General features: G+C 49.0%; 18 protein-coding genes, 6 tRNA genes and 3 rRNA genes. 19 read left to right on the top strand and 8 right to left on the bottom strand.

Annotation, left to right across the window (positions count from 1 at the left end; genetic code table 11):
- Positions 1 to 11: 11 nt before the first annotated feature.
- From ACUN27_RS34285 to ACUN27_RS34250, 8 genes are all read left to right on the top strand, one after another.
- Positions 12 to 1,085 carry an FUSC family protein gene (locus ACUN27_RS34285; protein ID WP_315956284.1) on the top strand — a complete coding sequence of 358 codons (1,074 nt, stop codon included), beginning with the start codon at positions 12 to 14 and terminating at the stop codon, positions 1,083 to 1,085.
- A 382-nt stretch (positions 1,086 to 1,467) separates the two neighbouring features.
- Positions 1,468 to 3,003: ribosomal RNA gene (locus ACUN27_RS34280) — 16S ribosomal RNA — on the top strand.
- Between the two features lie 216 nt (positions 3,004 to 3,219).
- A 23S ribosomal RNA gene (locus tag ACUN27_RS34275) occupies positions 3,220 to 6,139 on the top strand.
- 127 nt (positions 6,140 to 6,266) lie between these two features.
- Positions 6,267 to 6,383: ribosomal RNA gene (rrf, locus tag ACUN27_RS34270) — 5S ribosomal RNA — on the top strand.
- The 16S, 23S and 5S rRNA genes sit together here with 3 tRNA genes alongside, the layout of an rRNA operon.
- 32 nt (positions 6,384 to 6,415) lie before the next feature.
- Positions 6,416 to 6,492, top strand: a tRNA-Met gene (locus ACUN27_RS34265).
- An 8-nt stretch (positions 6,493 to 6,500) separates the two neighbouring features.
- Positions 6,501 to 6,576, top strand: a tRNA-Lys gene (locus ACUN27_RS34260).
- Between the two features lie 19 nt (positions 6,577 to 6,595).
- A tRNA-Leu gene (locus ACUN27_RS34255) sits at positions 6,596 to 6,675 on the top strand.
- Positions 6,676 to 6,843: 168 nt separating this feature from the next.
- Positions 6,844 to 7,551, top strand: coding sequence for a phytanoyl-CoA dioxygenase family protein (locus ACUN27_RS34250; protein WP_315956051.1), 708 nt, complete (start codon positions 6,844 to 6,846; stop codon positions 7,549 to 7,551).
- 10 nt (positions 7,552 to 7,561) lie between these two features.
- On the opposite strand, the gene ACUN27_RS34245 is transcribed toward ACUN27_RS34250, so the two are convergent.
- Positions 7,562 to 8,431, bottom strand: coding sequence for an AraC family transcriptional regulator (locus ACUN27_RS34245; RefSeq protein WP_315956050.1), 870 nt, complete (start codon positions 8,429 to 8,431; stop codon positions 7,562 to 7,564).
- A gap of 137 nt (positions 8,432 to 8,568) precedes the next feature.
- Between ACUN27_RS34245 and ACUN27_RS34240 the strand changes: the two genes are divergently transcribed.
- The 3 genes from ACUN27_RS34240 to ACUN27_RS34230 all read left to right on the top strand — a co-directional run bounded on the left by ACUN27_RS34240 (position 8,569) and on the right by ACUN27_RS34230 (position 8,829).
- Positions 8,569 to 8,643, top strand: a tRNA-Gly gene (locus ACUN27_RS34240).
- An 8-nt stretch (positions 8,644 to 8,651) separates the two neighbouring features.
- Positions 8,652 to 8,728: transfer RNA gene (locus tag ACUN27_RS34235), tRNA-Arg, on the top strand.
- 27 nt (positions 8,729 to 8,755) lie between these two features.
- Positions 8,756 to 8,829: transfer RNA gene (locus tag ACUN27_RS34230), tRNA-Pro, on the top strand.
- 69 nt (positions 8,830 to 8,898) lie between these two features.
- On the opposite strand, the gene ACUN27_RS34225 is transcribed toward ACUN27_RS34230, so the two are convergent.
- Positions 8,899 to 9,471, bottom strand: a complete 573-nt coding sequence (locus ACUN27_RS34225) for a DUF1697 domain-containing protein (protein WP_315956049.1) — start codon at positions 9,469 to 9,471, stop codon at positions 8,899 to 8,901.
- Positions 9,472 to 9,837: 366 nt separating this feature from the next.
- Here ACUN27_RS34225 and ACUN27_RS34220 point away from each other — a divergent pair, with 366 nt between their 5' ends.
- From ACUN27_RS34220 to ACUN27_RS34195, 6 genes are all read left to right on the top strand, one after another.
- Positions 9,838 to 10,875 (top strand): HD-GYP domain-containing protein, encoded by a 1,038-nt coding sequence (locus ACUN27_RS34220; protein ID WP_326063941.1) that lies wholly within the window; start codon positions 9,838 to 9,840, stop codon positions 10,873 to 10,875.
- Positions 10,876 to 10,917: 42 nt separating this feature from the next.
- Entirely contained in the window at positions 10,918 to 11,808 is an 891-nt protein-coding gene (locus ACUN27_RS34215) for a GGDEF domain-containing response regulator (protein WP_315956047.1), read from the top strand.
- Positions 11,809 to 11,868: 60 nt separating this feature from the next.
- Positions 11,869 to 13,629 (top strand): sensor histidine kinase, encoded by a 1,761-nt coding sequence (locus tag ACUN27_RS34210; RefSeq protein WP_315956046.1) that lies wholly within the window; start codon positions 11,869 to 11,871, stop codon positions 13,627 to 13,629.
- 5 nt (positions 13,630 to 13,634) lie between these two features.
- Entirely contained in the window at positions 13,635 to 15,296 is a 1,662-nt protein-coding gene (locus ACUN27_RS34205; RefSeq protein ID WP_326061324.1) for a thiamine pyrophosphate-binding protein, read from the top strand.
- A 138-nt stretch (positions 15,297 to 15,434) separates the two neighbouring features.
- Complete coding sequence (locus tag ACUN27_RS34200; protein ID WP_315956044.1) at positions 15,435 to 16,313, top strand: aldo/keto reductase; 879 nt, start codon at positions 15,435 to 15,437, stop codon at positions 16,311 to 16,313.
- A 138-nt stretch (positions 16,314 to 16,451) separates the two neighbouring features.
- A complete protein-coding gene (locus tag ACUN27_RS34195; RefSeq protein ID WP_445560393.1) occupies positions 16,452 to 18,419 on the top strand; it encodes a transglycosylase domain-containing protein in 1,968 nt (655 codons plus the stop codon).
- Positions 18,420 to 18,741: 322 nt separating this feature from the next.
- Here ACUN27_RS34195 and ACUN27_RS34190 read toward each other — a convergent pair whose 3' ends face one another.
- Together ACUN27_RS34190 and hprK are read right to left on the bottom strand one after the other, a co-directional pair.
- Complete coding sequence (locus ACUN27_RS34190; protein WP_326061326.1) at positions 18,742 to 19,665, bottom strand: hypothetical protein; 924 nt, start codon at positions 19,663 to 19,665, stop codon at positions 18,742 to 18,744.
- Positions 19,666 to 19,728: 63 nt separating this feature from the next.
- Positions 19,729 to 20,637 (bottom strand): HPr(Ser) kinase/phosphatase, encoded by a 909-nt coding sequence (gene hprK, locus ACUN27_RS34185; RefSeq protein ID WP_181646654.1) that lies wholly within the window; start codon positions 20,635 to 20,637, stop codon positions 19,729 to 19,731.
- A gap of 180 nt (positions 20,638 to 20,817) precedes the next feature.
- On the opposite strand from hprK, the gene ACUN27_RS34180 reads away from it, so the two are divergent.
- Positions 20,818 to 21,084 carry a zinc ribbon domain-containing protein gene (locus tag ACUN27_RS34180; protein WP_326061327.1) on the top strand — a complete coding sequence of 89 codons (267 nt, stop codon included), beginning with the start codon at positions 20,818 to 20,820 and terminating at the stop codon, positions 21,082 to 21,084.
- Between the two features lie 78 nt (positions 21,085 to 21,162).
- Here ACUN27_RS34180 and ACUN27_RS34175 read toward each other — a convergent pair whose 3' ends face one another.
- From ACUN27_RS34175 to ACUN27_RS34160, 4 genes are all read right to left on the bottom strand, one after another.
- Entirely contained in the window at positions 21,163 to 21,333 is a 171-nt protein-coding gene (locus tag ACUN27_RS34175; protein WP_315956040.1) for a hypothetical protein, read from the bottom strand.
- Positions 21,334 to 21,481: 148 nt separating this feature from the next.
- A complete protein-coding gene (locus ACUN27_RS34170; protein WP_445560392.1) occupies positions 21,482 to 22,864 on the bottom strand; it encodes a DUF4129 domain-containing protein in 1,383 nt (460 codons plus the stop codon).
- Positions 22,827 to 23,978, bottom strand: coding sequence for a DUF58 domain-containing protein (locus tag ACUN27_RS34165; protein WP_445560391.1), 1,152 nt, complete (start codon positions 23,976 to 23,978; stop codon positions 22,827 to 22,829). The genes ACUN27_RS34170 and ACUN27_RS34165 overlap by 38 nt, the downstream gene beginning before the upstream one ends.
- Before the next feature lie 3 nt (positions 23,979 to 23,981).
- On the bottom strand, positions 23,982 to 24,938 hold the full coding sequence (locus ACUN27_RS34160) for an AAA family ATPase (protein WP_315956037.1): 957 nt from the start codon (positions 24,936 to 24,938) through the stop codon (positions 23,982 to 23,984).
- Between the two features lie 226 nt (positions 24,939 to 25,164).
- On the opposite strand from ACUN27_RS34160, the gene ACUN27_RS34155 reads away from it, so the two are divergent.
- Positions 25,165 to 26,823 (top strand): response regulator, encoded by a 1,659-nt coding sequence (locus tag ACUN27_RS34155; RefSeq protein WP_315956036.1) that lies wholly within the window; start codon positions 25,165 to 25,167, stop codon positions 26,821 to 26,823.
- The last annotated feature ends 113 nt before the right edge of the window (positions 26,824 to 26,936 follow it).

Genomic DNA, 26,936 nt, shown 5'->3' with positions numbered 1-26,936 from the left:
AGGGGGATTTCATGGTTTTCGGTGCACGTGTTTGGAAAACGGGTATCGCCGTTGCTTTGGCCTTATACATAAGTGCCTGGCTAAATTTTACTCCTCCTGTCATTGCCGCTGTTGCTGCTATTTTTGCTATGCAGCCTTCGATTTATCGGTCGTGGCGCTACTTTTTGGAGCAGCTGCAGACGAATATTCTTGGTGCGGCATTGGCCCTGCTGGCGGGTATGTTTTTCTCCAATAATGTCATTGCAATTGGCATTGTCTGTATTATTGTCATTATCCTCAGTCTTAGAATGCGTATGGAAGAAACGATAGGTCTTACTTTGGTTACCGTTGTTGCGGTGATGGAGGCTTCCGGTGAATGGGAGTTCGCGCTTAATCGGCTGCTTCTTAGTTTGATTGGTATTGGATGCGCCTTTGTGGTGAATATATTTTTCTTTCCGCCCAAGCCTAAGGAGCAATTCGCAGCACAGATTCAAACTATTTTCTCCAAAATGTCACTCCTTCTTCGCACAGTGATCTCCAACGAGATGAAAGAAACGGTGTTTCGGGAGGAAAAAGAAAGCCTTCGCAGCGGTCTCAAATCCCTGTCTGAAAAATACAGACTCTTGGAAGAAGAGATCAAAAAACTCAAAGGCAAGGGGAATGGCTTCAGCCGCATACGCGAGCTTGTTGTATACAAACAAAAGCTGCTTGCTATGTATAAAGGGCTAGAAGTGATTGAAGCCGTAGATGAACATTACTTTCAGGCTGCTCGAACTGAGGCGATTGACGACTATTTTGATCAACATATGGAAAAGTTAATAAAATTCCACGAACATGTGCTGCTGAAATTCGATGACAAACTGAAAGAAGACAGCACGGAAGGCATGGAAATGGAAGCTGAGAATGATCGCTTTATGACGGTTCTCATTGAGCGTTATACCCAACAACCGCAGGGATTGCTGCGTTTATCCGTAGTGGCTGCCGCTATGTATGACTATGGGCATCAAGTTGCACGATTAGATAAGCTTGTAGAGTATGATCATCGTGGTGAAAGTGAAGAAAGAGAACCCTTAGAATTACTGCTTAAAGGTATCAGGTTAAAATAGCTATTAGGTTAGCCCCCTGGAGCCTCCCAGTTGTCAGATGAAATCTGGTGCTGGGAGGTTCTTTTTATAAAATGAAGGACAAGGCTTGCTTTCCAAAATTGTATGTGCTATATTATGATTCTTGCTCCGAACGGAACAAGGCGCAAGCCGAGATTAAGATCTGAACGTGTTGAATAATTTCACGAATGGATGGAAAAAATAAAGCTTGCAATTGAAAAATAGATATGGTATATTACTTTTCGCTGCTTCGGTAACACGGCAGTGAGCGAAAGACATTGATCTTTGAAAACTGAACAACGAGTGAGTAAGCACAGTCGAGTAATCGACTATAAATGAGATGAATAATCTCGCTAGCAAGTCAATGAGTACAATCAGCTTTTCTATTATGGAGAGTTTGATCCTGGCTCAGGACGAACGCTGGCGGCGTGCCTAATACATGCAAGTCGAGCGAAGCACTTTGGTGCTTAGCGGCGGACGGGTGAGTAACACGTAGGCAACCTGCCTATAAGACTGGGATAACTATCGGAAACGATAGCTAAGACCGGATAATTGGTTTTCTCGCATGAGAGAATTATGAAACACGGAGCAATCTGTGGCTTATAGATGGGCCTGCGGCGCATTAGCTAGTTGGTGAGGTAACGGCTCACCAAGGCGACGATGCGTAGCCGACCTGAGAGGGTGAACGGCCACACTGGGACTGAGACACGGCCCAGACTCCTACGGGAGGCAGCAGTAGGGAATCTTCCGCAATGGACGCAAGTCTGACGGAGCAACGCCGCGTGAGTGATGAAGGTTTTCGGATCGTAAAGCTCTGTTGCCCTAGACGAACAGCAAGGTGAGTAACTGCGCTTTGTGTGACGGTATAGGAGAAGAAAGCCCCGGCTAACTACGTGCCAGCAGCCGCGGTAATACGTAGGGGGCAAGCGTTGTCCGGAATTATTGGGCGTAAAGCGCGCGCAGGCGGTTAATTAAGTTGGGTGTTTAAGCCCGGGGCTCAACCCCGGTTCGCATCCAAAACTGGTTGACTTGAGTGTAGGAGAGGAAAGTGGAATTCCACGTGTAGCGGTGAAATGCGTAGAGATGTGGAGGAACACCAGTGGCGAAGGCGACTTTCTGGCCTATAACTGACGCTGAGGCGCGAAAGCGTGGGGAGCAAACAGGATTAGATACCCTGGTAGTCCACGCCGTAAACGATGCATACTAGGTGTTGGGGATTCGATTCCTCGGTGCCGAAGTTAACACAGTAAGTATGCCGCCTGGGGAGTACGCTCGCAAGAGTGAAACTCAAAGGAATTGACGGGGACCCGCACAAGCAGTGGAGTATGTGGTTTAATTCGAAGCAACGCGAAGAACCTTACCAGGTCTTGACATCCCTCTGCAAGCTCTAGAGATAGAGCCCTCCTTCGGGACAGAGGAGACAGGTGGTGCATGGTTGTCGTCAGCTCGTGTCGTGAGATGTTGGGTTAAGTCCCGCAACGAGCGCAACCCTTGATCTTAGTTGCCAGCACTTCGGGTGGGCACTCTAAGATGACTGCCGGTGACAAACCGGAGGAAGGTGGGGATGACGTCAAATCATCATGCCCCTTATGACCTGGGCTACACACGTACTACAATGGTCGGTACAACGGGAAGCGAAGCCGCGAGGTGGAGCCAATCCTTATAAGCCGATCTCAGTTCGGATTGCAGGCTGCAACTCGCCTGCATGAAGTCGGAATTGCTAGTAATCGCGGATCAGCATGCCGCGGTGAATACGTTCCCGGGTCTTGTACACACCGCCCGTCACACCACGAGAGTTTACAACACCCGAAGTCGGTGGGGTAACCCGCAAGGGAGCCAGCCGCCGAAGGTGGGGTAGATGATTGGGGTGAAGTCGTAACAAGGTAGCCGTATCGGAAGGTGCGGCTGGATCACCTCCTTTCTATGGAGACTCGGGTCTGAAACGACCCAGTCAAGTGCGCAAGCACACAACGTTTACTCACTCGTGTTCAGTTTTGAAAGAGCAATCTTTCAAAATTAGTTGACAACCAACATCGCTTCGCGCATGTAATGGTTGCAACCTTGTTCCTTGAAAACTAGATAACGAAACAAAACGTAAAGTAAGAACTTAGGTAATATCTATACATGTTTTTTTCTAGGTTAAGCTAGAAAGAGCACACGGAGGATGCCTAGGCACTAGGAGCCGAAGAAGGACGTGGCGAACGACGAAATGCCTCGGGGAGCCGTAAGCAGGCTTTGATCCGGGGATGTCCGAATGGGGGAACCCAGCTGTGGTAATGCGCAGTTACCATGTAGTGAATACATAGCTACATTGGAGGCAGACCCAGGGAACTGAAACATCTAAGTACCTGGAGGAAAAGAAAACAAAAGTGATTCCGTCAGTAGCGGCGAGCGAAAGCGGAATAGCCCAAACCAAGGAGCTTGCTCCTTGGGGTTGTAGGACCTCATCATGGGGTTAGTTTGGTAGGCGAAGTGATCTGGAAAGGTCCGGCATAGAAGGTAAAAGCCCTGTAGCCAAAATCGAACGAATCTCCTAGAGGTATCCTGAGTACGGCGGGTCACGTGAAACCCCGTCGGAATCCGGCAGGACCATCTGCCAAGGCTAAATACTCCCTAGTGACCGATAGTGAAGCAGTACCGTGAGGGAAAGGTGAAAAGCACCGCGGAAGCGGAGTGAAAAAGAACCTGAAACCGTGTGCTTACAAAAAGTCAGAGCCCTCTATATGGGTGATGGCGTGCCTTTTGTAGAATGAACCGGCGAGTTACGTTCCCGTGCGAGGTTAAGTCGAAAAGACGGAGCCGCAGCGAAAGCGAGTCTGAATAGGGCGCTTTAGTACGTGGACGTAGACCCGAAACCGTGTGATCTACCCCTGTCCAGGGTGAAGGTGAGGTAACACTCACTGGAGGCCCGAACCCACGAATGTTGAAAAATTCGGGGATGAGGTGGGGGTAGCGGAGAAATTCCAATCGAACTCGGAGATAGCTGGTTCTCCCCGAAATAGCTTTAGGGCTAGCCTCGGATGTTGTGAGTTGTGGAGGTAAAGCACTGATTGGGTGCGGGGCCCGCCAAGGGTTACCAAGTCCAGTCAAACTCTGAATGCCACAAACTTAAATCCGGGAGTCAGACAGTGAGTGCTAAGATCCATTGTCAAAAGGGAAACAGCCCAGACCATCAGCTAAGGTCCCCAAGTGTGTGTTAAGTGGGAAAGGATGTGGAGTTGCACAGACAACCAGGATGTTGGCTTAGAAGCAGCCACCATTGAAAGAGTGCGTAATAGCTCACTGGTCGAGTGACTCTGCGCCGAAAATGTAACGGGGCTAAACACGCCACCGAAGCTATGGCTTGCACGTATGTGCATGGGTAGGGGAGCGTTGTATGTACGTTGAATTCTGACCGTAAGGACAGGTGGAGCGCATACAAGTGAGAATGCCGGTATAAGTAACGAAAAGATCAGTGAGAATCTGATCCGCCGAAAACCTAAGGGTTCCTGAGGAAGGCTCGTCCGCTCAGGGTAAGTCGGGACCTAAGGCGAGGCCGAAAGGCGTAGTCGATGGACAACAGGTGGAAATTCCTGTACCACCGTAGCCGTTATGAGCGATGGAGTGACGCAGAAGGATAGTGACGCGAGCTGATGGATGCTCGTCCAAGCAGTGAGGCTGGTTAGTAGGCAAATCCGCTAACCGTAAGGCTGGGCTGTGATGGGGAGGGAAATTTTAAGTACCGAAGGTCATGATTTCACACTGCCAAGAAAAGCTTCTAGCCAGGCGAAGGTGCCCGTACCGCAAACCGACACAGGTGGGTGAGAAGAGAATTCTAAGGCGCGCGGAAGAACTCTCGTTAAGGAACTCGGCAAAATGACCCCGTAACTTCGGGAGAAGGGGTGCCTCGGTAGGGTGAATAGCCCGAGGGGGCCGCAGTGAAAAGGCCCAAGCGACTGTTTAGCAAAAACACAGGTCTGTGCGAAGCCGCAAGGCGAAGTATACGGGCTGACGCCTGCCCGGTGCTGGAAGGTTAAGAGGAGTGGTTAGGGGGTAACCCCGAAGCTATGAATTGAAGCCCCAGTAAACGGCGGCCGTAACTATAACGGTCCTAAGGTAGCGAAATTCCTTGTCAGGTAAATTCTGACCCGCACGAATGGCGTAACGACTTGGGCGCTGTCTCAACGAGAGATCCGGTGAAATTTTAATACCTGTGAAGATGCAGGTTACCCGCGACAAGACGGAAAGACCCCATGGAGCTTTACTGCAGCTTGATATTGGACTTTGGTACGATCTGTACAGGATAGGTGGGAGCCTTTGAAGCCTGAGCGCCAGCTTGGGTGGAGGCGCCGTTGGGATACCACCCTGATCGTATCGGAGTTCTAACCTGGTACCGTGATCCGGTATGGGGACAGTGTCAGGTGGGCAGTTTGACTGGGGCGGTCGCCTCCTAAAATGTAACGGAGGCGTTTAAAGGTTCCCTCAGAATGGTTGGAAATCATTCGCAGAGTGCAAAGGCATAAGGGAGCTTGACTGCGAGACCTACAAGTCGAGCAGGGACGAAAGTCGGACTTAGTGATCCGGTGGTACCGAATGGAAGGGCCATCGCTCAACGGATAAAAGCTACCCTGGGGATAACAGGCTTATCTCCCCCAAGAGTCCACATCGACGGGGAGGTTTGGCACCTCGATGTCGGCTCATCGCATCCTGGGGCTGAAGTAGGTCCCAAGGGTTGGGCTGTTCGCCCATTAAAGCGGTACGCGAGCTGGGTTCAGAACGTCGTGAGACAGTTCGGTCCCTATCTGTCGCGGGCGTAGGAAATTTGAGAGGAGCTGTCCTTAGTACGAGAGGACCGGGATGGACGTACCGCTGGTGTACCAGTTGTCTCGCCAGAGGCACCGCTGGGTAGCTATGTACGGAGGGGATAAGCGCTGAAAGCATCTAAGCGCGAAGCCCCCCTCAAGATGAGATTTCCCAGTATGTAAGACCCCTTGTAGACGACGAGGTTGATAGGTTCGAGGTGGAAGTGCAGCAATGCATGCAGCTGACGAATACTAATCGGTCGAGGGCTTAACCTAATCCCAACCAAGTGAAGATAAGCTTTGTAGCGAATTCCGAGTACTTGATTGGGGCCCAGAAACCCTAAGAATTTCATTTTACGCAAGTTTCGTATCTAGTTTTCAAGGCGCAAACACGCTTTGACTGTTTGGTGATGATGGCGGAGGGGACCCACGCGTTCCCATCTCGAACACGACCGTTAAGCCCTCCAGCGTCGATGGTACTTGAACCGCAGGGTTCTGGGAGAGTAGAACGTTGCCAAGCAGTACCCCCTTGGGGTGTTTTAAATACAATGACGCGGGGTGGAGCAGCTCGGTAGCTCGTCGGGCTCATAACCCGAAGGCCGCAGGTTCAAATCCTGCCCCCGCAACCAATTATTATGAGTCATTAGCTCAGTTGGTAGAGCACCTGACTTTTAATCAGGGTGTCGTAGGTTCGAATCCTACATGACTCACCATTTGCCTTATTTACAGCATGCGCGTATGGCGGAATTGGCAGACGCACTAGACTTAGGATCTAGCGGGCGACCGTGGGGGTTCAAGTCCCTCTACGCGCATACCTAGCAAAAAGGATTAAGTTATCACTAACTTAATCCTCTTTGCTTTTTGTACGTTCTTTGTGTAGATAAGTGAACAAAATTGCTAGTAATCGCCTCGTCGATTGGAAGTAATGAAGAGTTTTCTCATTTACAATAAAGTCATATCCACTAAGGAGGTTGAGGCATATGACACAAGTCACAAGGTTTGTATTGACGCAGGAGATGGTCGAGCAATTTTATCGCGAAGGATTCTTTTATGCTCCAGGCTTTCTTGCAAAGGAAACGGTAGATGCGATCAATGAGGAGAATGCTGCCTTTGCTAACGAAAAAGGGACAGGCGAATGGAAAAGTAAAGCCATCATCGATATCGCCGCGGAGCAGGAATTATACCCCGAGACCACGAGCTTTTTGACGAGTCCGGATATTGTAAGTTTTTTAGAGCAAATCCTAGGGGATCAAGTCAAACTGTGGATGGGGATGTACGCGGTCGTAGCTCCCCACGGGAACGGATTGGAATGGCATCAAGATAATCAATACACACATATTCTGGGGCATATGCTCAATGGTTTTATTGCACTTGATGATATCAGTCAGCAGAACGCAGGCCTATGGCTGGCCCCAGGTTCACATTTACTCGGGCGACAGCCCAATATCAATACAGAGCCTGGTCACAAGCGCGCTGCAGAGCCGGAGAATGGTATGCCTTGTCCGCCATTAGCCGCTGGCGATGCGGTGTTCTTCCATCGTGAGACGCTGCACCACAGCAAGAAGAATCACACGGATAAGCCTAGACGCGCATATGCCTTCCAAGTCGCGGCGGCAAGCTGCCGGTACGCCCAGTCGGGCAAACGGCTAGATGACCGTGTCCTTTTGTCCGGGTACGCCAAAGGATAACTTCAACTTTTTAATCACCCTTAGCCGTGATACTGTTTGATGTTGCTGCCTGTCTGCGGTATACACTTGGTGTCATTCCCCGATGTTCTTTGAACACTTTGTTGAAGTAACTAGGGGTGCTGAAGCCGCAGGCGAGGGCAATATCTGTGATGGTTTCATGTGTATGCATCAGCATATGAGCTGCATACTGAAGGCGAAGCCGAATGATAAATTCATTAGGAGAAGAGCCTGTCAATTCTCTGAATTTGGTATAGAACCAGGTCTTCTTTAGGTCTGACCTTTGGATAAGCAAATCTACGTCCACTTCTTCAGACCAGTGGGTGATGAGATGCTCTATGGCTGCTATGACGCCAGATAGGGAGGGAGCCGCGAACGATTGCTCTAACGAATGGTAGTATCTCTGAATTTGGACAAGGATTTGAATGAATAACGTCATCTGCTGGAGCTCCCAGCCTGGCTGATCTTGTTTCTGCTCCTCCAGGGCTTCCAAAGCAAGCCGCATGATCGACTGTGCATAAGGCGATGCTGCGGGGATTACCTGGGACGTATTCATCGTATAAAAAGGGACTAGCAAGCTGTATCCGTCTGGAATGAAAGCAACGTAATCGGGTGAGAAGAGAAGCATGATCCAACGGCTAGGTTTCCCTTCCTCCCGAGTTAAGTTCCAGTGCGGTTCGAACGGACGCAGCAAAAGGATATCGCCAGGATCGGCATAATACCACTCGTCGCCAATCGGATATTTCATTGTACTATCAAGTGCTATACTGACTTCCAGCGCGGTATGCATATGAAATTCATGCTCCGTGTATACAGCCAGCTTTTCTTCAAAGACGATACCTTGTGCGACTTTGACGTTCTGATCAAAAAACGATGCAGCCATATCTTCCCTCCTTTCGGCATTAAAAGAGACAGGTAAAAACTGGCGATAAATAATTAAACAAATTATTTGCTTTTTGTAAAGAATCCTGTTATATTACTACTTGTCGCTTTCAAAGAAGCGGCATGAAACACCTACTTGCGGAAGTGGCTCAGCGGTAGAGCATCGCCTTGCCAAGGCGAGGGTCGCGGGTTCGATCCCCGTCTTCCGCTCCATATTTTAAGCGCCCTTAGCTCAGCTGGATAGAGTATTTGACTACGAATCAAAAGGTCGGGAGTTCGAATCTCTCAGGGCGCGCCATTTTTCATCTAACATACATAGCAGTATCGGGACGTAGCTCAGCTTGGTAGAGCACCTGCTTTGGGAGCAGGGGGTCGCATGTTCAAATCGTGTCGTCCCGATCAAACAAAAGAAGTATAATCGATCAGTAGATAGACTGGGAGATTATGCTTCTTTTTATGTTTTCTAAGTTATCGTTGCGAGGAAGCAGCCATCTCATTGGCTAAGGCAACAAGCTTACTTAGCGTTTTCCAATTGCGCACGGTAGCAGGAACATCGAGCTTCGGCAGGTTATTGGCCAGCTTGGATTTTAGAACGCTGTGTCGGTACAGCAGATAGAGTTCTCTTCCTTTTGCTCGCAGCTGATCATTCTCTGTTTGGAACACTTCAAGACGAGCTAAGCTTTCTTTGGACGGTTCCTTAGGCAGGAAGGCTACGTAAAGGCTTTCGGCATCGGACATAGACTCCGCTTCGGAGATTTCGTCCGCAGTGTACGGGCAATTTGCGGCTGTGAGATTCAGTTCCTCCGCAGTTCTCAAAATCACGGCTAAAGAGATATGAAAGACGCTGTCAATCTCACTCTCGATCCGCTTGCGCAGCGATTCTTCATCCGCATCCGCTTCGAACAAAACATTTCCGCTCTGAATATAGGTCTGAACACGAAGCAGCCCTATTTGCTCCAAGGTTTTTCGAAGTTCAGCCATTTTGATAATATTTTTTCCACCTACGTTAATGCCACGCAATAACGCGATATAGATCGCCATCCCATTCACTTCTCTCTTTTAATATACATGAAATATACATCATATTAGACGTTAGCGCCATTTCCTTTATATCCATACTTTACCATAAAAAAGTGCTGTTACACACTAGATCATGGAGGGGAGTGTCATCATGTGTCGAAAGCCCCGTCCGGTTTGCGAAAAGGCCCCCTATTTACTTTGACACAAATCGACGAATGTCTCTCGTACAAACACTCATCATGTGTGAAATTATAACTATTCAAGTAAAAAAATATTAAAATTATGGAAAAAATTATTTATAATAGAGGAGATTCTCCTTAACAAGAAGAACTAGTACTAATTAAAATGTCGGGGCAGTCTACTTGAGAAGAATAAGAGGTAACATCTATGCAGAATTCATTGTTTTTCAAGAATGTGATAAATTCTGATTCCATCTTCGAATCGATCGGCCAATTGAATGATATCGCCAAAAAATCAATAGGCTGTGAACATATCTCTCTTTTTCTAATGGATGAGAAACATCAGATTACCCCAGCTTCTTATTCCGTAAATATTAGTACAGCAGTCATGGAGCAGCTAAAGTACATAGTCCTTCAAACACAATTTTTTTCCCAAATGCCAGAAGGTTCACGTTTGTCGGTTTATGAGGCAGATGGGATGCTTCGAGATCACCTTCTAAAATCCAGATACGAATGTATTTATGGATTCCACATAAAGCACGGCCCTTCGTACGGTGCCCTACTATTCTCATTTCCTTCGGATACTCAGCTGAAAGACGATCAATTGCAGTTATGCAATCTCATTAAATTACATATGGAGCAGTTGATTAAAAAGATTCAATTCCGCAAGCAAGTGCTAAAGCAGCAGGCTTACGAAAGCCTCTTTAATACATTAAGAGTTAAAGACAGTTTTACAGTTGATCATTGCTATAATGTTGCTTTCTATTCTACGCTGCTTGGTGCGAAGGCCGGCGTCAGCGAAACCGAGTTGGAAACTTTGAAGCTGGGCGCTTTGCTTCACGATGTAGGGAAATTAGCTATTCCCGATCATATTCTCATGAAGCCCGGCCGTTTAACGGACGAAGAGTTTAATGTCATACGCCAACATCCTGTGATTGGGTTTGAATTGCTGAAGGAACTGCAGGATGTAGAACATCTATTACCGATGGTAAGGTGGCATCACGAGCGGATGGATGGACGGGGCTACCCAGATCAATTGAGCGGATCGGACATCCCTTATCTGGTACGGATTGTAAGTATCGCCGATGCGTTCGATGCGATGACATCCACGAGAGTTTACCGGAACTCGCTCCACGTTCATGAGGTAAGAGAACAGCTGCTTACTCATGCGGGCAAACAATTTGACGAGAAATTAGTACGGATTTTCTTAAGCATCATCGATGAGCAAATGCAAATGAATGGTTAGTGGACTCAAAACTATTATCGTAATGAAAGATGGGATAAATGAATGAGCGGTCGTATTCTTATCATCGATGATGAACCTCATAACTTAAATATACTGCGTATATTTTTGAATTCGTTACATTATGAAATTTTTACTGTTGAAGATGGTACAGAAGCGCAGGCGATGGTCAAAGAAGTGATGCCTGATCTAATTTTGCTCGATGTGATGATGCCGGAAATTACAGGGTTTGAAATATGTAAAAGTTTGATTTCGGAACCTGAATTTGATACACCCATTATTTTCTTATCGGCCAATGCGCAGAAAGAAGACATTTTACAAGGATTGCGCCTAGGAGCGGTTGATTATTTAACAAAGCCTTTTGATCTGGATGTGCTGGAACGGAAAGTTGAGATCGCCCTCCATCAAAAAGCCAAGATTAAGAACTTGAAGAAAGACAATAAACAACTGGCCAAGTTGGTCTACGTAGACGCATTAACCGGCCTATATAATCGAGCTTATTTAGATATTACGATCCGGATGATCAGTGAGGGAACTAAGAAATTCCAGGCTGCTATGATGGTGGATATGGACTATTTTAAAGATATAAACGATAATTTCGGCCATTTGGTTGGCGATCAAGTATTGAGGGAAGTTGCTGCAATCATACAGTCTAAGGTTTCAAGCGATCACGATTTAGCGTTTCGTTATGGCGGAGATGAATATTTAGTTCTGCTCCATAATGAAGCGAATTGTGTTGAAATAGCCAATAGCATTATTAAGGATGTAGATAGTTTAAAAGTTAGCTTGGCACCTAATAAGATGAAAGAGTTTTCCGTAAGTATTGGATTAACCAATAATTTCGATCCGACCTGTTTTGAGCAAATTATTACACAAGCGGATGCCGCACTACTCGGAGCCAAAAACAGTGGAAGACATCAAATAAAGATTCGTTAGACAAAGGAGAATGAGGAAAGCATGGTCATGGAGCTTATGAGTTTTCAGAAATTGTTTCAAATGACAAAAGTTATAAATTCACAGTTTGAGCTGTCGGAAATTTTGCAGGTTTTCGTAGATGCGATCGCCGGCGAGATTACGCAAGCAGATTTGGTTGGTTTTTTCCTGAAGCAGCCCGATGGTACGTTCAAAGGATATAAAGGCAATAAATTACCTGTTGATATCACGGAATTGTTAATTGATCCGAAAGAGGATGAATTTGTAAGAGATATTTTACGAAATCAATCCAGTGACTACATTTCTGATACCAGTATAGATCTGCGTTTGGATCAGTCCAAAAGACAATTGCTGAAAATTAAATCCATCCTCGGTATTCCGGTCATCGTCGATAATGAGGTATTTGGTTTAGTCTTCGTTCATGATTTCGGTAAACCAATGAATATTACTCCAGAGCAGATGGAAGTCACAGAAGCCTTTGTTAACATGGCCAGTGTCGCCATTCGCAATATCCGGATGTTTGAGCAGCGTCAACTGCTTATGGAGAAGCAGCAGCTTCTTCTTGATGCGACGAAAGCATTGTCCGAATCGTTATCCGTCAAAGATGTACTGAACACGTTTTTCTACTATATGCGCAAAGCAAGCGGATCGAAAGATATCGGAATTCATTTATACAATGAAAAAGAACATACGATTGAGCCTTATCAGTTGTCCTCAGAGAACGTGACGATGGATGAATGGAAGGTGAAACATCGCGAGGTCAAATTAACGATCGAAAACGACCGGCTGTTGTATGAAGTCATCACGGAGAAAAAAGCGGCAGCCATCGAGGATGTTTATGCAGATCCACGGCCTAATCATAAAGCGTTCGTTTCTTTTGACATCAAAAGTATCATGGTATTCCCGCTTGTTGCCAAAGGCTCTGTGTACGGTGTCGTGGCGATACCGTCTATCGGAAAGCAGCGCAAGTATGAAGCTAGCATTCTGGAGTTCTGCCAATCCATTTCGGATGCGACGGCAACGGCGTTATCCAATGCGCAGCATACCGAAACACTGGATCATTCCGTGCACGAGCGCTCCATAGAGCTGCAGCAAGCTAACTTCAAGTTAGAGGGTCTTGTGCGGGAATTGGAGCATTTGAACGAGCTCAAAAGCGATTTCATCGCGACACTCTCTCATGAGCTGCGTACGCCGATTACAGCGGTTAAAGGATCCGTTGATATTCTTGGAAAAGGTATTCTTGGCGATCTCAACGATTCCCAGAAGGATTTGCTGGATATTGCAGCTAAATCCATCGACCGATTGCTTGATCAAGTGAATGAACTGCTCGATTTTGCCAAAATGGAAAATGGAAAGTTTGAGCTCCTCTATACCGAAGCGGATTTCAATGAAATTGTTAAGGAATCGGTCCATATCGTACAATCGCTTATTAATAAAAAGAAATTGATTCTGGTTGTTGAAACCGAAGTGGATAAGGATACCGTCGTCCGAGTTGATAAGCAACGCATTCTGCAAATTCTGCTTAATTTACTTTCCAATGCGATCAAATTTACGCCTCCACTGGGTGTAATTACGATAAAAACGAAATTCGAGGATAGCTTGCTCACGGTTGAGGTGCAGGATAACGGGATCGGGATTCCTTTTGAAAAGCAGAAAAATATCTTTACCAAGTTCTATCAGGCGAATAATCAAATCAATGGGACAGGCCTCGGTCTTGCGATTTCGAAGCAACTGATTGAGCTACACGGCGGCCGCATTTGGTTCGAAAGCAGTGAGGGCCAAGGATCGGCATTTAAATTTACATTACCTATTGGAAAGGAGTAACGAAGATGCGGGCGATTGAAGTAGGGTTGAGATTTCTTGTGCAGCAAGGAGTGAAGTATGTATTCGGTATTCCGGCGGGTTCAATCAATGCTATTTATGACGCCCTTCTGGATATCCCGGAGTTGAAGCCGATTGTAGCCAAGCATGAGAACAGCTCCGGTTATATGGCAGGTTCTTATACGAGAATTACCGGTATTCCGTCACTATGCGTAGCTTCCAGCGGTCCAGGAGCGACGAATCTGGTAACGCCGGCTGCGAATGCTTGGAAACAGAAACTGCCCGTTATTTTCATAACGGGCTCGGTTCCATCGACCAAGCTGGGCAAGGGAGGCGCGCAAGAGTTGTATGCGGAGCCGATCTTTGCTTCGATCACGAAGATGAGCCGCACGGTGCTCGATCCACACGAACTGCCGGAGATTCTAGCAGAAGCTTATCATACAGCGATTAGCGGTGTGCCGGGTCCAGTTCATCTTGCGATTCCGATCGATATCCAGATGAAGGATATCGGGGAAAGAGAACTTCCGGTGCTGCCTCCCGTGGAGCAGCCCGTTATAGATTTGGCGGCTGCCCAAGCTGCTGCACAGCGAATAAAGGCTGCAGGCTCCAAGGGAGCTATTTTGCTCGGAAATGGAGCAAAAACAGCATCGGACAGCATCGTGCAATTTGCTGAAACGTTGGGTTGGGGCGTTGCGACCACACCTCGCGGTAAGGGAGCGTTCCCTGAGAATCACCCGCTGTCCCTAGGGGGATATGGCCTTTCGGCTAACTGGAAGGCAAGCGAGTATTTGAATGGCGGCAACCACGAAGTGCTGCTGATCATTGGGTCAAGCCTTGGCGAGCTGGCGACAAGCAACTGGGAGCCGCGTTTGGTTGCAGGCCGTGAGCTGATTCACATCGATTATGACGCTAATGAGCTTGGAAAAGTCTATGAGACTCATTACCCGGTGCATGGCGAAATCAAGTTGGTTATCGCGGAGCTGCTTGAACAGCTGTCCGCAGATGGACAGAAGGATGAAGCAGCTGTCAGCGATGCTTTCGCTGGTTTGGCAGAGGCTGCAGCGGCAGCCGAACCTGGCGAGGAGAAGTGGAATACACGGTCTGCCATCCGCGGACTAAGTGCTGCAGCACCGAAGCATGCCCGGTTCTTTCTGGATATCGGGGAATTCATGACATACTCGATTCAAAATGTGTTGATCGAAAGCGGCCAAGCGTTCGATATCGACATTAATTTCGGAGGCATGGGCTCCGGACTGGGCGGAGTTATCGGTGCTCAGCTAGCCGAGCCGAGCAGGCCAACGATTTGCATAACAGGTGACGGCTGCTTCTTCATGCATGGTTTAGAGGTGCTGACTGCGAAAGAGTATCAGCTTCCGATTCTTTTTGTCGTCATCAATAATGCCCGCTTGGGAATGGTCTATCATGGACACATGCTGCAGTACAAACGGTGCCTTGATGATTTCTCACAAGAGCGCGTAAGTATCGCAGGAATTGCGAGATCCCTTGGACTGCGCCATGCTGAGATTACATCACTAGATCAATTGCAGAGTGAACATATAAATGAGTGGTTATCCAATGGGGAGCCGGTTGTTGTAGAAGTGATCGTGGACGGGAACGAAATTCCTCCTATGGGAGAGAGAGTGAAGTTTCTGCAAGGAGCCACATATTAATTGGCATTGCTGATTGAAGCTCTTGGTTGCTTGCATCCGAGAGCTTTTTTGCCTATGTGAGGAAGGAGATTGTATTCTTGGTTCTGGAAATGATATGGTTATAGGGAGCAAGAACACTAAGGAAGGGGCGCTTCATCCATGTTGAAACGTACCATAGGTCGTTTGAATTACGAAAGCTCAGTCGTTATGTTTGGAGCCGCAAGTCTCGGCAATGTCAAGCAGGAGGAAGCGGATGCGTCAATTGCTTATGCCCTGCAGCATGGGGTGAACCATTTCGATACAGCCGCCAGTTATGGCGATGCTGAGTTACGCATGGGGCCTACCATCAGCCAAGTGCGCGGAGATATTTTTCTAGCTACGAAAACAGGGCAAAGATCGAAAAAGGAAGCGAAGGAAGAGATTTATCGTTCTTTGGAACGAATGAAAGTGGATTCCGTTGACTTGCTTCAGCTGCATGCCGTGGGCTCGATGGAAGAGCTGGACCGCTGCACAGAAAAGGGCGGTGCCTTGGAAGCGGCTTTGGAAGCGAAGGCCGAGGGCATCGTGAAGGAAATTGGCATTACGGGACATGGGCATGATGCGCCTAAAGTTCATTTGGAAGCGTTACATAGATTCCCCTTCGCTACGGTGCTGCTTCCGCTGAATTATTATATGTACAGCTTGCCGGAGTACCGCGAGGCTTTCGATGCATTGATGGAAGAGGCGGGCAAGCAGCAGGTGGCGGTGCGGGTCATTAAAGCCATCGCGAAGGCGCCGTGGGCTGAAGGGCAGGAGCGTCCTTATGCGACGTGGTACGAGCCGTTTGATCAGCAGCAGGTGATTGATGCATGTGTGCATTTTGTGCTATCGTTCCCTGGCATTTGCGGGTTCGCTAGCGCAGGGGACGTTCATTTGTTCCCGAAAATCGTGGACGCCGTCGAACGTTACGGTGCCATGAAGGATGAAGAGGCTGAGCGGATCCTGAGCGGGATTAGCGGGTATACCTCTGTTTTTGGAGCGCCGACCTCGATCGCATGAGTAAATAAACGCGTTTTCTCCGTAAGGGGAGGGCGCGTTTTTTTGTTACTCAAAATTGACATGAATTGGACTCACTTATGCGTCGCTAACTCTGGACAGAGGACGAATATCTATAGCGAACATAAGGGGGAAGGTAAGATGATTAAACGATTGTGGACAAGCAAAAGGTTCTGGCTAATAAGCCTAGCTACGCTGATGGTTGGCGGCGTAGCCGTATTCGCAGCTTGTTATTCATACATTCGCGGGCTCGATGTTTCGAAATTAAATCAGCCGCTGCCCGAGGCTACGCTCGTGCTTGATAAAAACGGCAAACCGGCGGCGCAGCTGTCTGCTTCAAAGATCGACCCGGTACCGATAGCGCAGATGCCCAAGGTACTCACGGATGCCGTTGTGGCTGTGGAGGATCGGAGATTTTATGAGCATACCGGCATTGATCTTCAGTCTATTTTCCGCGCAGTAGCCCGCGATGTGGTGCGAGGCAGCTATTCGGAGGGTGCAAGTACGATTACTCAGCAGCTGGCGCGGAATCTTTTTCTCAATGCCGACAAAACCCTGGGTAGAAAATTACGCGAGGCAGCGTACGCAATCAAAATTGATACGACCTACAGCAAAGACGAAATTCTGGAGATGTATTTGAACAGTATTTATTTTGGGGAAGGCAGTTGGGGCGTTCAAGGGGCGTCTAGAACCTATTTTAATAAAAATGTACAAGACTTAACGCTGCCGGAAGCAGCGGTGCTTGCCGCGCTGCCGAAGGCGCCGAGCCTGTACTCGCCTTTTCAGGATGAAGCACACGCACTTGAACGCAGGAACACGGTGTTGGTATTAATGCGCGATGAAGGCAAGATTACGCCTCAGGCGTACGAAAGTGCAAAGGCGGCACCGATCGGTGTTATGAAGTCGGATAAAAGCAATGATCTGAAAGGCAAATATCCCGCTTATGTCGATGCGGTCATTAGTGAAGCCGTTCGCCTATACGGTTTCACAGAAGAGCAGCTGCTAACCGGCGGCTTACGCATTACAACAGAGCTGGATCCTACCGTGCAAAACGCTGTAACAGAAGTTTATAAGGACGACAGTCTCTTTCCCGAAAGCAAGCCGGATCAGCTTATCCAGAGCGGCGCGGTCATAGTAGACCAGCGGACTGGCGGTATCCGCGCTTTGGCAGGGGGACGGGGAGAAAGCGTCTTCCGAGGTTTCAGTCATGCTACGCAGCTGAAGCGGCAGCCGGGATCGACTTTTAAGCCAATTGTCGTTTACGGTCCTGCGCTGGAGCAAGGGTATCAGCCATATTCCACGCTATTTGATGGGCCACTCAACATTGATGGGTATCAGCCTCAAGACTGGGATCATCAATCGCGAGGGCAGGTGACGATGCAGGAGGCGGTCGTGTCTTCCTGGAACGTGCCGGCCGTGTGGCTGTTGCATGAAATCGGCATTGATCACGGACTGCAATTTGCCAAGTCGCTGGGCATCACGCTGCCCGCTCAAGACCGTCAGCTCAGCATCGCGTTGGGCGGACTGTCGGAGGGGGTCTCACCGCTCCAAATGGCACAGGGCTTCAGTGCGTTCGCCGCTAAAGGGAATTATCACGAAGCGCACACCATTACGAAAATAGAGACTAGCTCAGGTCATTTGCTCATACAAGCTGCACCACAGAGTGTACAGGTCATGAAGCCTGAGACAGCTTATGCCATGACATCGATGCTCCAAGTCGCTGTAAGGGAAGGGACAGGGAAAAATGCCGCGATGAACCGCCCTGTTGCCGGGAAATCGGGTACCACGCAGCTGCCGCAGACGAAGGAGTTCGAGGGGATAAGCAGCGGCAGCGCTAAGGACGCCTGGTTCGTGGGGTACACACCAGAGCTGACGGCGGCCATTTGGGTCGGTTATGATCGTACGGATAAAACCCATTATTTAACGACTTCCGGCGGGGCTGTGCCTGCTGTTTTATTTCGTGAGATGATGGGGCGGGCGCTGGCTCAAGCTCCTGTTGTTCTGTTTGATATGCCTGTTGTGGGGGCGGAGGAACCGGCAGATAATCCGGAGAAGGAGTCCGGCAAAGGGCCGGGTAAAGAGCACGGGCATGGAAAAGGGAAGGATTAGCAGAGATGCTCGCTGCTTCGTATTAGTATCGACGGTAACGCCGGTTCCTCCCGCTATTTTTCGCGATTCATCCATTTTTGGCGGCGAAGTAACTGCAGTTTCTACCGCTAATTCCGCCAGATCTAGCAGAATAGGCCTAGCTGCTGGCGATTAGATGGAGCAACTACCGCTATTTCTTCTCCTGCCACTGAGCAGCGAAGATTAGTGGTAGTTTTTCCATCTACTCGATTCGAGGCACAGCGCTCGAACGCTTCAGCTAAGCGCTACGAAGTTTCATAGCAAAAAAGCCGCCAGTTCTCATAGAGACTGGCGGCTTTCTTAATTATTCGTCGTGCTGGCTGTTGCCACGTGGCTTATCCTTATTTTTACGCTCATCTTTGTGATCGTCTTTAGCTTTTGGCCCGCCATTAGGCTCATCTTTGCGCTTGTCGTCATGATCATCGCCAGGTTTCTTCTGAACCTGCTGCGGCTGTTGAGGCTGCTGCCATTTAGTTTTCATATGGACATTCAATTTGTTTGCGTCCAAGTTATAGTGCTGGGCAAGCAGCCCTGCAATTTTCTGCTCAGCATCGGATGATTTGAGATCGATCGAAGCAAGCAGATTCTGAATCCACTGGGCAGCTTCCTCCCCTTTGAGGTGAATCATACCGGAATCTTCAGGCTTAACGCTTAGATCATACGTCGTTCCTTTATCATCCTTGGATTGCCCGATATGCAGCTTAAAATGCTTGCCGTCAACATTCAGATCAAAGCCTTGCAGGTCTGGATAATTAACTTTATCCGCCGTGGCTGGCTTCGTGCTGGACTCCGGTGTTGGAGCAGCCGACGTAGGTGTCGGTGTCTGCGTCGGAACAACCGTTGCAGCAGGACTCTGTGTCGGAACAACCGGAGCAGCAGAAGCAGCCGGGGACGGCGTGGGCTCATTTGTAACGGAAGATGATGCTTTGACATAGGCAGCCTGCTGCTTGCTATTGAGGATTAACTCGATCTGATCCCCTGTGTGTAAGTCGGCAAGCTGAGCTTTTTGATCATTTTTGAAAACCCACACAGATTTCGCTAAGGGTACCGTTTGGTCCCCAGTAGCTGTAGTGACAGTGACGGCCTCCGAACTAGCAGATTTGAATGTGCCGTTGACTGAAGTAGAAATGGCTGAGTTAGGTGAAGTTGATGCATAGGCTGTCCACCCGCAAACCAACAAAGCCACCAGCGTAATAGAAATAATAATAAATGGTAATCTTTTGCGCATAAGAAAACACCTCCACTAACACCTTTCGGCATAGGGTGGTGTTTTGGGACGGTCTTAGGGCTATTAGTCGCTTTGCAGACGCTGCATGAATTCTTCAGCTGCACTGTATCCCTGCTGACGCAAATACCAGCTGTTCGCCGCAGCCTCAACAAGTCCGGCAACGTCGCGTCCAGGCTGCAGCTGGATTTCAATATGCGGAATTCGGATGTCCATATATTCCGTGAAAGCAGGCTCAAGCTCCAAATCGTTATTGAGCGCATGCTCCTGCCACTTGGTCAGCTCGATGTCGAGTACGATCCGTGTTTCATCTTGAAACGCCTTGCGGCCGTAGAGACGCGACACGTTAATAAGCCCGATGCTGCGCAGCGCAAGGAATTCCTTCGTTTTACCGTTGTGTGTGCCCAGCAAAGTCTCCGGGCTAATTTTCTTCAGCACAACGATATCATCGGCCACGAGGCGGTGTCCTCGGCGAATCAAGGTGTGGGCAGTTTCGCTTTTGCCAACACCGGATTTGCCACGAAGCAAGATGCCGATCCCCGATACGTTGACGCAGACGCCGTGAATCGCCATCTCCTGCGCCAAGGATTTGCTGAGATATAAATCAACGAGATCCTGGAATTTACTTGTCGCTGCGGCTGTACGGAGAAGGGGAATACGTTCTTCTTCGCAATATTTCGTTAAATATTTCAAGCCTTCCTGATTTCTCGTGACGACAAAACAAGGGGGATGATATTTGACAATATTACCGATATGCAGATTTCTTTCTGTTTCGGTGAGTTTGTGCAGGTAAGTAATTTCTTTCCGGCCTAAGAGCTGTACGTGCTCTTGCGGGAAGTACTCGAAATAGCCGACAAACTCAAGGCCGGGGCGATGCGCCTTCGTTTTGGTAATCGGACGGTGCAGTTCCGAGTGTCCGGCAAGTACTTCGAGCGAGAAGCGCTCGACTAAATCTTTGACTGTGACGGGCTTCACAATCTGTCCCTCCTTTATAAATTCATGCTAATCCCCTATCATTCGCTTACTTCCTGCAATATTCCTGCTATGAAAGCGCTTGAATGTGGCATTTTCGTACAAAATGTGTCAAATTATGCGTTGCTTTCGGGAACAGCATTGGTAGGATAGAAGCAAAAAGCGAATATGGAGGTAAGTCAAATGGAGGCTTATAAAAACTGCCAAAGCTGCGGGATGCCGCTGGCACGTGATGAACAAGGCGGTGGAACAGAGAAATCGGGAGCGAAGAGTAAGGTTTATTGCAGTCATTGTTATCAAAACGGCAAGTTCACGCAGCCTGATTTAACGGTAGACCAGATGAAGGAGATCGTGAAGCAAAAGATGGTGGAGTTCGGATTTCCCCGTTTCCTAGCCGGACTTTTTACACGGAATATCCCTAAGCTGCGTAGATGGTCCTCGAACAAATAGCGAAAAAAGACGCCCCATGCAAGAAGCGCACAGAGCGTAGGCCATGTCGGTCGTTTCGTATGTTTATGTAAAAGCAGCTTACCTGTTGTAGCCGCATTTTTTCGCAAGCGTAGGCCATGTCGAGAGAAACATACCTTCCCACCGGTCTTCAGGCAATACCATGATCCATCTTGCGATTTGATCCAAGCCCATGTCACACAAAGTTTGAACGACTTCTTCTCTTTCACAGCTCGTTTTTAATGCTAACATCTCAAAACCACCTCATCAATTGTATTCAAACAATTATGCATATGCGGCGGAGAGACGGAATGTGACGATTTTCCATAAAAAAGTAAAAGAGGCCATGCCGTTGAATGCTGCACAGCCTCTTTTTGGTTTACAAATGAGGTGGATTTGGCTATTTTAAGTGATTGCGAAGGCTAGGCTCGACCGATTGCAGCACTTGACCCAGCTTAGCGTCGGAGATGTCGTTTTCACCGTACCGAACTTGATTATAGGCCGTTGTAATGGCATGTACTGTTTCTGGAGACAGCTGCTTGCCTAAGCTTAAGTCTTTTTCCGTTTCATTAGGAGTCAGAGCTTCCTTATACGTATACCCGCCCTGAGCGGCCTGCTCGATCAAGAGGCGGTAAAGATAGCGGACGCGCTCTCGATTGTTCGGTAAAAGCGACCATTTCCTCGCCTGGCTTCTCTCCTTGTTTCTTCCTTTTCTCACTTGCTTCCACCATAGGCGTGGAAGTCCTTTCCAATCGACAAGCGCTTCTTTTTCGTCAATGAAGCCCTCGGATTCCCCATCTTGCTTGCTGCTGAGAGAACGGTTCATTAAACGCTTTAAGAAGGCATTCACCACTGGCAGGAGCTTGGTTACAATCAAATAAACGGCAAAAACGATTAGTGCGATAACGATCAGATATCCGAAGACGATCTGGATGTAGTGAAACAAAGCGTCCAGCCAGCTCGGTTCTCTGGCTTCAGCCGGAGGCAGGAGCGGCGGCGGTGCGGACGCGCTGGGCTCCGGCGGCGCTTCCGGCGGAGGATCGGACTGCAGGAGACGTATCAGCCATGCGATCGCAGCGCGTAAACCGGCAACGATGCCTTGCCGAAGCTGCTGGAAATAGGCAACGGCGAAGATAACGGCAATTAAGACCGTTAACCAAATCCGACTCGAGCGCTTCACGGTCTCCGACAAGGAGGAGGAGGCGGCCCGCTCATCGCTGGCGAGTGTCGCTGTTAGCAAGCCTGTTCGCTGCATAGCAAAGAAAAAGATGATGAGCGAGACGAATCCTAGTCCATTCAACCAGCCCATGTAAGGTTGAAAGGAGGCTTGATGTCCCATGATTGGAACACCGATGAAGTACACGGCGCCTGCAACTGCAAACGAGGCTCCCGGGAAGATGGCAGGCCAGCCGTCTTTCGTGCAGCGAATACCTCTATAGGAGAGCAGCATGCCGATAGCGGCACAAATCCAACTGTGCCAGTTGTTCCCTTGGAATAGGAAGGCTGCTGCAAAACCGACTAGTGCACATCCCAGAAGCTCATATAGCGTGCGAGATAACCATGTTATGCGCCCCAATAAGCTGCCTGCCACGAAAACAAGCATGAACTGCACGATCAACGGCCAGAGTGATATCTCTGATACATAAAGGTTCGTAGTCACGACAAGGGGTGAGAATAGGATGAGTTCAGCCCCCGCGAACAAAAGAGAATTTCCGAAGACTCGAAGATAAGTACTCCTAGTCGGATTAACTTGCTGAGCTTGCCCCTGAAGCGGTGTTGACATCGGATGGACTCGCCTCCTTTTCATGAAGGGTTAATAGCCCATGCTGCAAGGGAACGATAAAGACGGTATGCCCCTGCGCTTCAAGTCGCTGAATGCTATCTTCAATGGCATCGGATACGAAAGCAGTCAGCAGAATAATATCCAGGGCGCTCCCTTCCTGCAAAGTGCTCTCATCCAGAAAATCACTGCAGGAGCGGGTGTAGGAAATGGACAGCTTCGCCATCGTTTCGAACAAGTATTCCAAATGCGGGTGACCGCCGGCCGGAGAGATATGCACCGGGACACCAGGCTGCTGGGTGAGAGAACCGTTATAGCCGAAGCCAACAGGAATTCCTTGGCTAATCGCATATTCGGCCAACGTGGCGGCGTACGATAAGCCTTTCTCAACCAGCTCCGGATCGCTAACAGCGTCCCACATGGTTGCGGTTATTTGGGTATTGACGATGATGAGCAGCCTCGGGTCTGCCGTGAACTCCCGATTGTAGACCTGCAGTCTCTGGCTGCGGGCCGTGGCTTTCCAATGAATGCTGTTCATCGTATCCCCGTAACGATACTCGCGCACACCTGAGACGAGGAACGGATCGGGCATAATCCAGCGCTTCACCGTAACTTCTCCTTGCCAGCGGCTGGATAGAAGCGGGATGTCGTCCCTGCTCACCAAGCGCGGATACACAAGGAGTTCCAAATCTGTGCGCTGGCTTTTCGTTGCCGCATGCATGCCGACAAGATCCCCGATGGATGCGGATACGGTTTCAAGCTTATACCAGCCACGCTGTGCGCAGTATACCTGATGGCGTCTGACGATCCGGGTATACGGCATCAGACTGAAAAGACTGCGATGATTCTGGAACATCGCGCCGCTGCTTACGGCCAGATTGCTTTGCTTGGCAAAATGAAGCCCGGCATGAATTGTGGACTCCAAGCGCAGCCAAGGAACCGGAGCGAGCTTGCGGTTCTGAATCGTTTCGATCATTTCGATGCGATCACCTGCATGGCAGTGTGCTGTATTGAATGTTCGTTTAATCGTAAGACCGCGAAAGCCCCAACGGTTGAATATGGCGTGTTGGACAAGATAGACAAGGCCGGCGATGATCAGGATCCAGGAGATACCCATCCGCTACCTCAGCTTGACTTCCGTCGGCACGGGCGTTGCTGCAAGAATGCCCGCCAGCAGCGTCTGCACCTGCTGGTCCTGCTGGCGCGACCGTGTCCGCAGCAGGATGCGGTGCGCCCAGACGGGCCCGGCTAATGCCTTGATGTCGTCCGGCAGCACGTAGTCGCGGCCGCGCAGCGCCGCGTACACCTGCGCCGCCTTCATCAAGGCGCGCACGCCGCGCGGCGAGACGCCAAGCGCGGCATCCGCATGCGTGCGCGTTGCTTCCGCGAGCTGCACGAGGTACTGTAGCAGCTCGTCACTGAAGCGCACTTGCACGAACAAGCGCTGCGCTTCAAGCAGCTCAGCGCGCCCTACAACCGGCAGCAGCTGATCAAGCGGGTCCTGCTGTTGGTAGCGCTTTAAAATCTGTACCTGCTCCGCCGCAGACGGATAACCAAGCGAGAGCTTCATCAGGAAGCGATCGAGCTGCGCTTCCGGCAGCGGGAACGTCCCCTGATTCTCGACGGGGTTCTGCGTGGCGATTACGAGGAAAGGCGCTTCGAGCGCGCGCGTTTCCCCGTCGATGCTTACTTGGCGCTCCTCCATGCTTTCCAGCAAGGCGGATTGGGTGCGCGGCGTCGCGCGGTTAATTTCATCGGCGAGCACGATGTGAGCGAATAGCGGCCCTGGGCGGAATTCGAATTCGCCGAGTTTTTGATTGTAAAAGTTAATGCCGCTAACATCCGAAGGCAGGAGATCCGGTGTGAACTGAATGCGCTTCATCGTGCCGTCCAAGGAGCGGGCCAGCGCTTTAGCGAGCTGCGTTTTCCCGGTACCTGGCACATCCTCAAGCAGCACATGCCCGGAAGCGATGAGGGCGATAACCATCAGCTCGACCGTCTCGTCTTTTCCTACAATGACTCTACCTACATTTTCCTTGATGAGCGTAGCGATTTGTCCTATTCGTGCGAAGTCCAACGGCTGTTCCTCCCAAATCATTAATGTGGTGAACAATATGTAAATCGGGACATAAGAATTGTCTTCTTAAGTTTAACAGACACTAGGTGATTTTTACCATTACTTCCTGATCGCTTGCTAATTCTGTTGTGTATTCGATAGGCAGTGAGTACAATATGGTTAAATAGCCTAATTACTAATTACTGACAAATAAGCACTTTATATGTAAATGTTTAGGGGGACCCTGATGTACAAGCTAATTTTAGTGGATGATGAAGAGGATGTCCGTGAAGGCGTCGTTCGCGAGGTGGACTGGGAAGCCATTGGCTTCGAGGTCATTGAGAAAGCGGAGAACGGCAGAGAAGCGCTGGAAATGGTAGAGCGATTACAGCCGGATGTCGTGGTAACCGATATTCAAATGCCGTTTATGAATGGGCTGCAGCTGGCCGAAGCGATTCGGGAGCGATTTCCGACCATTAAGCTGATCATTCTCACGGGGCATGATGAGTTTGAGTATGCCCAAAGGGCGATTAAGCTGCATATCGACGAGTATGTGCTGAAGCCTTTTTCCGCGCAAGAGCTTATCAATGCTTTACTGAAGGTGAAAGGACAAATTCAGGAGGAAGTGGCACACCGGGAAAATGTGCAACTGCTCATGGAGCATTACCGGAAGAGCATGCCTGTGCTGAAAGAGAACTTTCTGGCAACGCTCATGAACCGGAAGCTTCCGCGCGAAGAAGTCTATGAGAAAGCGGCAAACTACGGAATTGAACTAAGCGGTCAAAGCTTTGTCGCTGCTGTCATGAGTATAGATGGGGTACTGATTCCTGAGGAGGAGCTGGAGAATCGGGAAGAGCTCTCCAAGTCCGTTTCCTTAAAATATTCGCCAGATCAGGCGCTGAAATATTTCGCCTTATTAAATATCACGGAAGAGATTGTTGATAAACACCGGCTTGGCCTTGTTTTCATGCATGACGATCAGGTGGTTGTGTTATCCGTGAGGGAGAGTGAGAACAGGGAAGTCGCGCTGCAAGAGACTATGAAGGTGCTGGAAGAAGTTCGGCAGAATGTGGAAAAATATTTGAAGTTCACCTTAACGGTCGGTATTGGTACTGTCATGAAGGATGTGACCAAAATCAGCTATTCCTATGAAGACGCTGTATTGGCGCTGGACTATCGACTTATTCTTGGCAATAACCGGATTATTTCCATTGATGATGTGGAGATGCGCTCCGTGGAGAAAGTTCGCTTTGACGATGTGAAAGAGCACGCTTTGACGCGTTGTATCAAGGTTGGGACAAATCAAGAGATCCGGGAGACGATGGACGAGCTTTTTCAGGGAATTGAAGGAGCTGTTTCCGTTAAGGACTATCAGATTTATTTGCTAGAAATTCTGACTTGCATCCTGAAGGCGGCCAAGGATTCGAATTTGAACGTGGACGAAGTTTTCGGCGACAACTTCATTCCTTTTACAGAGATCAATAAGTTTACGTCGTTGGAAGAAGCTAAGCACTGGCTTGCCGAGCTATGCGCCTCGATGATGAACCATATCGCTACGGACCGCCAATATACCTACAAGAACCTGGTTGAGATGGCCAAAGATTATACCAAAAATCATTATCACGAAGGCGACATTACGATTAATAAAGTGTGCAGCCATTTGCATATTAGCGCGGGGTATTTCAGCAGCATTTTCAAAAAAGAAACGAAAATGACCTTCGTCAACTATTTAAACCATATCCGCATGGAGGCGGCGAAGGAGATGCTGCGCTCCACAGATATGAAAGCTCTGGAAATCGCTGAGAAGGTCGGCTATGCTGATGCGAACTATTTCAGCTTTTCGTTCCGTAAAAATGTCGGCGTTTCCCCAAAAGAATATCGCAATAACAGCACCAAAGGGCAGTAGGGGCCAAAGAGCGGGGGGTTAGTTTTGATACGAAAAATACAAGCTTTATTCAAGGCTTTGTATGGGGTGCTGCTCGATACGATTCGGGTGAAAAGCATCCAGTTTGCGATTAC

The sequence above is a fragment of the Paenibacillus sp. WC2504 genome (assembly GCF_052682475.1).
The sequence above is the reverse complement of the archived record's forward strand: the minus strand, read 5'-3'. Positions and strand labels throughout refer to the sequence as shown.